The organism is Roseococcus sp. SDR, from assembly GCF_019083995.1.
GTDB lineage: Bacteria > Pseudomonadota > Alphaproteobacteria > Acetobacterales > Acetobacteraceae > Roseococcus.
Genome location: NZ_JAHRCU010000003.1, coordinates 352,636 through 360,588, shown reverse-complemented (window position 1 = coordinate 360,588; position 7,953 = coordinate 352,636). Strand labels below are relative to the sequence as shown.

General features: G+C 72.2%; 7 protein-coding genes. 6 read left to right on the top strand and 1 reads right to left on the bottom strand.

Annotation, left to right across the window (positions count from 1 at the left end):
* The 6 genes from KTR66_RS05830 to KTR66_RS05805 all read left to right on the top strand — a co-directional run.
* Positions 1 to 396 (top strand): energy transducer TonB (locus KTR66_RS05830; protein WP_213611318.1); only part of this gene is annotated, 396 nt, incomplete at its 5' end.
* A gap of 101 nt (positions 397 to 497) precedes the next feature.
* Positions 498 to 2,015, top strand: a complete 1,518-nt coding sequence (locus tag KTR66_RS05825; protein WP_249731859.1) for an ABC transporter substrate-binding protein — start codon at positions 498 to 500, stop codon at positions 2,013 to 2,015.
* Complete coding sequence (locus tag KTR66_RS05820; protein ID WP_213611313.1) at positions 2,003 to 2,941, top strand: ABC transporter permease; 939 nt, start codon at positions 2,003 to 2,005, stop codon at positions 2,939 to 2,941. Before KTR66_RS05825 ends, KTR66_RS05820 begins: the two co-directional genes overlap by 13 nt.
* Positions 2,941 to 3,753, top strand: a complete 813-nt coding sequence (locus KTR66_RS05815) for an ABC transporter permease (protein WP_249731858.1) — start codon at positions 2,941 to 2,943, stop codon at positions 3,751 to 3,753. The genes KTR66_RS05820 and KTR66_RS05815 overlap by 1 nt, the downstream gene beginning before the upstream one ends.
* The gene (locus KTR66_RS05810) at positions 3,750 to 5,147 is read left to right on the top strand and encodes an ATP-binding cassette domain-containing protein (RefSeq protein WP_213611311.1); all 1,398 of its coding nucleotides are present in this window, start codon (positions 3,750 to 3,752) and stop codon (positions 5,145 to 5,147) included. The genes KTR66_RS05815 and KTR66_RS05810 overlap by 4 nt, the downstream gene beginning before the upstream one ends.
* Before the next feature lie 620 nt (positions 5,148 to 5,767).
* Positions 5,768 to 6,346: a helix-turn-helix domain-containing protein gene (locus KTR66_RS05805; protein ID WP_213611309.1), complete on the top strand. Its 579-nt coding sequence runs from the start codon at positions 5,768 to 5,770 to the stop codon at positions 6,344 to 6,346.
* Here the strand turns inward: KTR66_RS05805 and KTR66_RS05800 are convergent.
* The gene (locus KTR66_RS05800) at positions 6,333 to 7,952 is read right to left on the bottom strand and encodes an ABC transporter substrate-binding protein (RefSeq protein WP_213611307.1); all 1,620 of its coding nucleotides are present in this window, start codon (positions 7,950 to 7,952) and stop codon (positions 6,333 to 6,335) included. The two genes, KTR66_RS05805 and KTR66_RS05800, sit on opposite strands and share 14 nt — an antisense overlap.
* Position 7,953: the final 1 nt, after the last annotated feature.

Sequence of the window (7,953 nt, the reverse complement as noted above, 5' to 3'; positions counted from 1 at the left end):
CCCAGCCCGCCGCGCCCCGCGCCGGTGGCAGCGTCCACCGCCGCGCCTCCGCCCGTGGCCACCGCGGCGGCGTCGGCAGCCGCCGCACCCGCGCCCGTGGCCCGGCAGCCGCCTGCCAATTATGTCGGCCGCCTCCTGGCCGCGCTCGACCGGCACAAGGAGTATCCCTCCGCGGCACGCTACCGCCGTGCCGAGGGTGTCACGCTGCTGCGCTTCGCGATGCGGCGTGATGGGACGGTGGCGGCCTTCCGCATCGAGCGGAGCAGCGGGCATGAGGATCTCGATGCCGCCGTGTTGCGGATGATCGAGCGCGCCTCCCCCTTGCCGCCACCCCCGCCCGAGCTGCCGGGTGATCCGGTTGAACTGGTCGTCCCCGTGCGGTTCTCGCTGCGATGAGGGAACTGGCTGGCCGCGCCCTGCGGCGTCCGGAGCCCTCGGCTTGTCCTGGGGGGATGCTGAGTTATAACATTTCACCAGAAATGGCTGGGCTGAGGAACATGCGCCGCGCTGGTCTCTTGCTGCTTGCCCTGGCGCTCTGGCCGGGTGCGACCCTCGCCCAGCAGCCGCTTCGCGTGGTGGCGCCCTTCCATGTGGAGTCCATGGAGCCAAGCCGGGACGGCTTCAACTTCACCCGGATGGGCGTGGCCGAGAACCTTGTCGGCGCGGATGATGGCGGCCTGCCGGTGCCGCAGCTGGCCGAGGGGTGGACCCTCTCCGAGGACCGGCTGACCTGGCGGATGACCATCCGGGCCGGCGCGACCTTCCATGATGGCAGCCCGGTCCTGGCCGAGGCCGTCGCGGCCTCGCTGCTTCGGGCGCGGTCGAAGCCGGGCCCGCTGGCCAATGCGCCGCTCACCAGCATCACCGCCGACGGGCCGCGCGTGGTGGAGTTGCGGACCTCCACGCCCTTCACGCCGCTCCTGGCCTTCCTGGCCGAATCCTCGGCACAGATCCTCGCCCCGGCCTCCTGGGACGAGGCCGGCGGCATTCGCGCCCTCATCGGCACCGGCCCGTATCGTCTGGTCGGTTTCCAGCCCCCCTTCCGCTTCGAGGTCGAGCGCTTCGAGGGCTGGAATGGCGGACCCCGGCCGGCCATCGCGCGCGCGATCTATGAATCGGTGCCCCGCGGCGAGACCCGCGCCCTCATGGCGGAGAGCGGGCGGGCCGATCTGGCCTTCACCCTGGATCCCGCCGGAACCGACCGGCTCCGTCGCTCGCCCCGCGTCGAAGTGCGGGTCATGCCGATCCCGCGCACGCAGACGATCAAGCTCAATGCGGGCCTGCCGATCTTCGCCGATGTCCGGGCGCGCCAGGCCGTCAGCCTCGCGATCGACCGGGACGGCATCGCGCGCGGCATCCTGCGCTCGCCCGGGGCGGCGGCCACGCAATTCTTCCCGCCCACGCTGGCGGAATGGCATGTCGCCGGCCTGGCACCGCTGCGCCGCGATCCGGCCGAGGCCCGCCGGCTGCTGGCCGCGGCCGGCTGGACCGCCGGGCCGGGTGGGATTCTCACGCGCGACGGCCACCCCTTCCGCTTCACGCTGCGCACCTTCTCGACACGGCCGGAACTGCCGGTCGTCGCGGCGGCGATCCAGGAATCCCTGCGCGAAGTCGGCATCGACATGCAGATCGCCGTCGGCGTGTCGAGCGATATTCCGGCCGGCCACCGCGACGGCACGCTGGAGGCCGGGTTGATGGCGCGGAACTTCTCCCAGGTGCCCGATCCGATCGGCACCCTGCTCGCTGATTTCGGGCCACAGGGCGGCGACTGGGGCGCCATGGGCTGGACCTCGCCGGAGCTGGTCGAACGCCTCGCCGCCCTGGGGCGCACCACCGACCCGGCGGAGCGCGCCGCGCTGCGCCAGCGCGCCTCGGCCATTCTCCAGGCCGAGATGCCAGTCATCCCGGTGGCCTGGTACGACCTCCGCGTCGCCATCTCTCGCCGTTTGGCGAATGTCAGCGTGGACCCGCTGGAGCTCTCCTACCGGATCGCGGCGATGCGATGGGTGGAGTAGCCCGCGCCCTGCTGCGGCGGGCTGTGCAGGCCGCGCTGGTGGTCATTCTGGTCAGTGCGCTGTGCTTCACGCTGGTGCGGATCCTGCCCGGGGACCAGGCGCTGCGCATCGCGGAGGGCCGCTACGGCTATGACCGTGTCACCGCCGCAGCCGCCGATGCGGTGCGCGCCGAGCTCGGCCTGGATCGCCCGGCGATCGAACAATTCGCGGCCTGGGTGGGGCGGCTGGCGAGGGGCGACCTCGGCGCCTCGCTGGTGACGGGCGAGCGGGTGGTGGCGGAGGTCGCCTATCAGCTCGGCCACTCCCTGATGCTGGCGCTCGCCGCCCTGGCGATCGCGCTGGTCATCGGGCCCATCCTGGGGCTTTTCGCCGGCTTGCGGCCCGGCGGCGTGGTGGACCAGGCGGGGATGGTCGGCGCGGCGGCGTTGCGGGCCATGCCGGTCTTCGCGCTGGGCATCGGGCTGATGCTGGTCTTCGGCGTGGCGCTGGGCTGGCTGCCGGTGGCGGGCTTCCATGAGGCGGAGAACATCATCCTCCCGGCCCTGGCGCTGGGCCTCGGCCTGGCCGCGGCCTCGGCGCGGGTGGCGCGCGATGCCACCGTGGCGGTCACCAGCGCGCCCTTCTTCCGCTTCGCCCTGCTGCGCGGCCTGACCCGCGCCCAGGCGGTGTGGCAGCATGTGCCGCGCAACGCCGCGGTGCCGGTCCTCGCCTATCTCGGGGTCCAGCTCGCGCTGCTGGTCGAGGGTGTCGTGGTGGTCGAGAGCCTGTTCGGCTGGCCCGGGATCGGCCATGCGCTCTCGCATGCGATCGCCGCGCGCGACGTGCCGATGCTGCAGGGCACCGCGCTGTCGCTGGGGCTGATCTTCGTGGCGCTGAACGCCGCGACCGATCTCGCCATGATCGCCCTTGATCCGAGGCGCCGCTGATGCGCGGGCTGCGGCGGGGATCGGCCCGCGGCCTCGCACCCGCGCGCGTCCTTGGCGCGACCCTGGTCGGGCTTGTCGTCGCGATGGCCGTCCTCGGCCCGCTCCTGGTCGAGGGCAGCCCGACGCGCCAGGACCTCTCGGCCGTCTTGCAGCCGCCCTCCGCCGAGGCGTTGCTCGGGCGCGACCATCTGGGCCGGTCCGTGCTGGTGCGGCTGGTGCATGCGGCGCGGCTTTCGGTCTCGCTCGGCGCCGCCGCCGTGGCCGCCGCGGCGTTGCCCGGCATCCTGCTTGGCCTGCTGGCGGCCTGGGCCGGCGGCTGGACCGATCGCGTCCTGTCGGGATTTGGCGATGCCGTGCTCGCGCTTCCCGGCCTGCTGCTCGTGCTGCTGGTGGTGGCCCTGGCGCCGGGGGCCTTCTGGCCGCTCTTCATCGGCCTGTCGCTGGCGATGTGGGTGGAGTGGTTCCGCGTGACGCGCGCGGCCTCCGCCGCGCTGCTCGCCTCGCCCGCGGTCGAGGCCGCGCGGCTGCTCGGCTTCGGGCCATGGCATGTTCTGCGGCGCCATGTGCTGCCGGAGATGATGCCGCTCTTCGGGACACTTGCGGCCTTCGGCTGCGCGGGCGCGGTGCTGGCGGTCGGCGCGCTCGGCTTCATCGGCATCGGCCTGCGCCCGCCGACCGCGGAATGGGGCCTGATGATGGTGGAGCTGCTGCCCTATTACGATGAGGCGCCTCTCGCGATGCTGGCGCCGGCGCTCTGCCTGTTCGCGCTGGTGCTCGGCCTGCAATTGCTGGCCGGGCGTGACCCGCGGTGACGCCCGCGCTGACGATCGAGGATCTGCACGCCCATGCCGGCGATGCCGTGCTGCTGCGCGGCGTGTCGCTGGCCGTGGTGCCCGGCGTGCCGCTGACCATCCTGGGCGAGACCGGTTCGGGCAAGACGCTGGTGGCCGAGGCCGCGATGGGCACGCTGGCGCCGGAACTCGCCGCCTCCGGCCGCGTCGCGCTCGGTGGCGCCGTGTCGGAAGCCGGCGCGCCCGATGCGCGGCGGGGCCTCTGGGGCCGCGGCATCGCCTTGCTGCCGCAGGAGCCCTGGCTGGCGCTGGATCCCACCCAGCGCGTCCTGGCGCAGGTCGCCGAAGGGCATCGCTTCATCCGCGGGCTGGCCGCATCGGAGGCCCGCGCGCGCGCACGGGAGGATCTCGCCGCGCTCGGCCTGGCCGATGCCGTGCGCCGCTATCCGCACCAGCTCTCGGGCGGCATGGCGCAGCGCGTGGCGGTGGCCGCAGCGCGTGCCGGCGGTGCGCCGCTGCTGCTGGCTGATGAGCCCACCAAGGGCCTGGATGCCGATCTGCGCGACGCCGTGGTGGCCTTGCTGCGCGGCGCGCTGGAGGCCGGTGGCGCGCTGCTCTGCATCACCCATGACATCGCCGTCGCCCGCGCCCTGGGTGGCGAAATCATGGTCATGCTGCGGGGCGAGGTGGTGGAGCGCGGCCCGACGGCGCAGGTGCTCGGCGCACCCCGCCACGCCTATACGCGCCGCCTGCTGGCGGCCGAGCCCCAGGCCTGGGCCGAGCGGGCGCGGCCCGTGCCGGGCGCCGAGGTGCTCTCCGCCACCGGGCTCGCGGCCGAGCGGGGCGGGCGAAGGCTTTTCGCCGGGCTCGATCTGGCCGTCGGCGCCGGCGAATGGGTCGCGGTCACTGGCCCGAGCGGCTGCGGCAAGACCACGCTGGGCAATATCCTGCTGGGGCTGCTGCAACCGGTGGCGGGCGCAGTGCGGCGGCGCGGCGGGCTGGCGCGCACGCGCTACCAGAAGCTCTACCAGGACCCGGTCGCGACCTTCGCGCCGCGCCTCGACCTCCGCACCGCGCTGGCCGAAGCGGCCCGGCTGCACGCGGTGCCCTGGGCCCAGGTGGCGGCGATGCTCGACCGGCTGCGCGTGGCCGATGCGCTGCTGGACCGCCGGCCCGATCAGGTCTCGGGCGGCGAGTTGCAGCGCATCGCCATCGCACGTGCCCTGCTGCCGGACCCCGTTTTCCTGTTCGCCGATGAACCGACCTCGCGCCTCGATCCCATCACGCAGCAGGAGACGATGGAGGTCTTGCGCGATGTCTCCGCCGAGCGGGGGCTGGCCGTGCTGCTGGTGACGCATGACCAGGCGATGGCACGCAAGGTGGCGGGCCGCCAGCTGGTGCTGCCTGGCCCCTGACGGCCCCGTGCGGCGCGCCGGCCTTGCGGTCCAATCCACGAGCTGCGCGCCCCGCCAAGCATGTACGCGGTGTGCTGCATGCGCTCATCTGCGTCATCCTTGGCGCGCATGCGCGAATGCCAGAACGGTTCGCCACAAGCCGAACCCTGTCCCAGCATCACCCAATGCAGAACCCGAAAACACATCAAGCCCACCGGCAATCGTCGGTGGGCTTTCTGCATTTCCGCCAACACCTTCCACACCAGCAGCAGCCACAGAAGTGACGAGCCCTGCCGTTTTTGATGCCCCGGTCCTGAACTGGCGTCCTTCGAAGAGAGGGGCATGACGAGATGATCGAGGTTGACGTTCGCCCGACTCATTAGGGAACTGAAGGACGACCACGGGCGCCACGACGGTCTCATTCCGACCAATCACAGAAAGACCCTGGTCATCACCGCGGGCGATCAGGGGTCACGCCACGAGGTCATTCGCGCAGCTCCGCCCGGGCAGGCCAGCCGCACGCATGTGAGCGAAGCGCGATACAGGCGCGTCGTTCCACGGTTTTTCACAGTTAACAACTCTGCACCAAGCGCGGTCGGCTGCATGTTCCTCCACGACGCCATGCGCAGCAGGAGAGACCCATGTCGGCCATCCAAGACGAGCAAGTGGGGTTCGACCTCGGGCTGGCGCGCACCGTCGAGACGCTGACGCAAGCTGCGATCGCGGTTACCGCTGACCTGCCCACGGCCCGGATGCTGACAGCACGGGCGCAGGCCATGCTGGCGGAAATGGAGCTGGCACAGGCGCGGCGGCCGGGCAGGCCGCAGCGGGCGGAGCTGGCCGGCTGGCAAGCGCGGCGCGTGGCGGATCATGTGGACAGGCAACTCGCGGATACGATCACGGTCGGACAATTGGCAGCCATAGCCCGGATCAGCTCGGCGCATTTCTCGCGCGCCTTTCGCGGCAGTTTCGGCATGTCGCCATGCACCTTCATCCAGCGGCGACGTGTCGAGGCCGCCAAGCGGATGATGATCGAAACGCGCATGCCTCTGGCCGAGATCGCCTATGCCTGCGGTCTCTGCGACCAGGCGCATCTGTCGCGTGTCTTCAAGCGTGCGGAGGGAACCAGCCCCATGCGCTGGCGCCGGGCCCATGCGGTGTGCGCAACCGAGACCAGGTCCCAGCCGGGGAAGCGCCCCGAGCAGATCATGGTGGCGTGACGGCCCGGATCCCCATCGCGTAGGTGGCCTCATCCGGACGCGCCTCGTAGCGCAGGCCCTGGTGCATGGCCCAGAGGCCGACCTGGTGATGCATTGGCAGCACGGCGACGTCCTCGCGGATCGCGAGCCGCGTCGCGCGGTGCCACAGCCGATGCCGGGCGGCTGAATCGAGCGTGCCCAACGCCTGGTCCAGCAGCCCGTCCAGCACCGGGTTGCCGTAGCCAGCGGGGTTGTAGACGCCCCGGCCACGCGCGGGATCTCGCGTGGCGAGGATCGCCGAGAAGAAGCTGTTCGGGTCCTGGCTTGGAATGATCCAGCTCGCCAGGGCCGAAGGGTAGCCGCCGGCGATGAAGCGCGGCAGATACACCGCCATGGGCTGGGCCTGCACCTCGACCGAGACGCCCAGACGCTCCCACATCTGCGCCACAGCCTGCAGGATGCGCTCGTCATTCACGATCCGGTTGTTTGGTCCGCCCAGCACCATCCGGAAGCCCTCGGCCCAGCCGGCTTCCGCCAGCAGGCGACGCGCCTCGCGCGGATCGTAGGTCAGGGGCGGGAGGGTCGGGTCGTGAGCCGGCAGGCCGGGCGGCTGGATCTGGTCGGCGACCGTGGCGTAGCCGTCCATCACCCGCGCGACGATGGCCGCGCGATCGATCGCCATGGACAGCGCCCGCCGCACCCTGGCATCGGCCAACGGATTGCGCGCGGGCCGTTCCCCCCGGCGATCGGTCAGCCCCGCAGGGGGCGCGGGGTTCTGGTCGAGCGCCAGATAGACGATGCGGCCGTTCGGCCCCTGGACGAGCCGCAGATCGGGGCGGGCCGCAAGCCGGGCCGCATCGGCCGGCGGCACCGCCTCGATCAGATCGAGGTCGCGCGCCATCAGAGCGGCGACGCGCGTCGAATCATTGGTCACGACCCGCATCTCCACCCGGGCCCAGGGTTCGGCCCCATCACGCCGCGCCTGCCACCAGCCGGGATCGGCCGCGAACTCCAGCAGGGTGCCGGCGGCGTAGCGGCGCAGCCGATAGGGGCCGCTGCCGATGGCGGCGCGACCTGCGTTGAAATCCGCGGTTGCCGCCGTGGCGGCGATCCGGGCCGGGATGATCATCAGCGCCGTGATGTTGGCGGGCAGCAATGGGGCCGGGCCCTCACCGCGCAGGCGAAGGGTGTGCTCGTCGATGATCTCGACGCGGGTGATGTCGGCCAGGAACGGCGTCCATCGGGCGGGGCTGTGCGGAAGCGTCAGGGCACGTCGCAGGCTGGCCGCCACATCGCCGGCGGTGACCGGCGTGCCATCCTGGAAACGTGCCTCCGGATCGAGATGGAACTCCCAGCCATCGCCTTCGGGCAGCAGCACCCAGCGCCGGGCCAGCGTCGGCTGCAGCGAGAGGTCGGCGGCGCGGGTGATCAGGGGCTCGAAGACGTGCCGCTGCGTGACGAAGCTGGCCGCATGCGCGTGGTAATGTGGATCGAAGCTCGTCGGGCCGAGCGAGAGGCCGATCCTGATCTCCTGGCTCGCCGACGGCGCCGCCAGGGCAAAAGCGAGCGCCCCCGCCAGCAAGGGCAGGGCTGACAGTTGGCTCCTCCTCCCGGGCTGCCGCAGCATG

Bases quoted from the DNA above. Each gene is read 5' to 3' on its own strand.
- KTR66_RS05825 (WP_249731859.1), top strand. From the start codon at position 498: ATGCGCCGCGCTGGTCTCTTGCTGCTTGCCCTGGCGCTCTGGCCGGGT.
- KTR66_RS05820 (WP_213611313.1), top strand. From the start codon at position 2,003: ATGGGTGGAGTAGCCCGCGCCCTGCTGCGGCGGGCTGTGCAGGCCGCG.
- KTR66_RS05815 (WP_249731858.1), top strand. From the start codon at position 2,941: ATGCGCGGGCTGCGGCGGGGATCGGCCCGCGGCCTCGCACCCGCGCGC.
- KTR66_RS05805 (WP_213611309.1), top strand. From the start codon at position 5,768: ATGTCGGCCATCCAAGACGAGCAAGTGGGGTTCGACCTCGGGCTGGCG.
- KTR66_RS05800 (WP_213611307.1), bottom strand. From the start codon at position 7,952: ATGCTGCGGCAGCCCGGGAGGAGGAGCCAACTGTCAGCCCTGCCCTTG.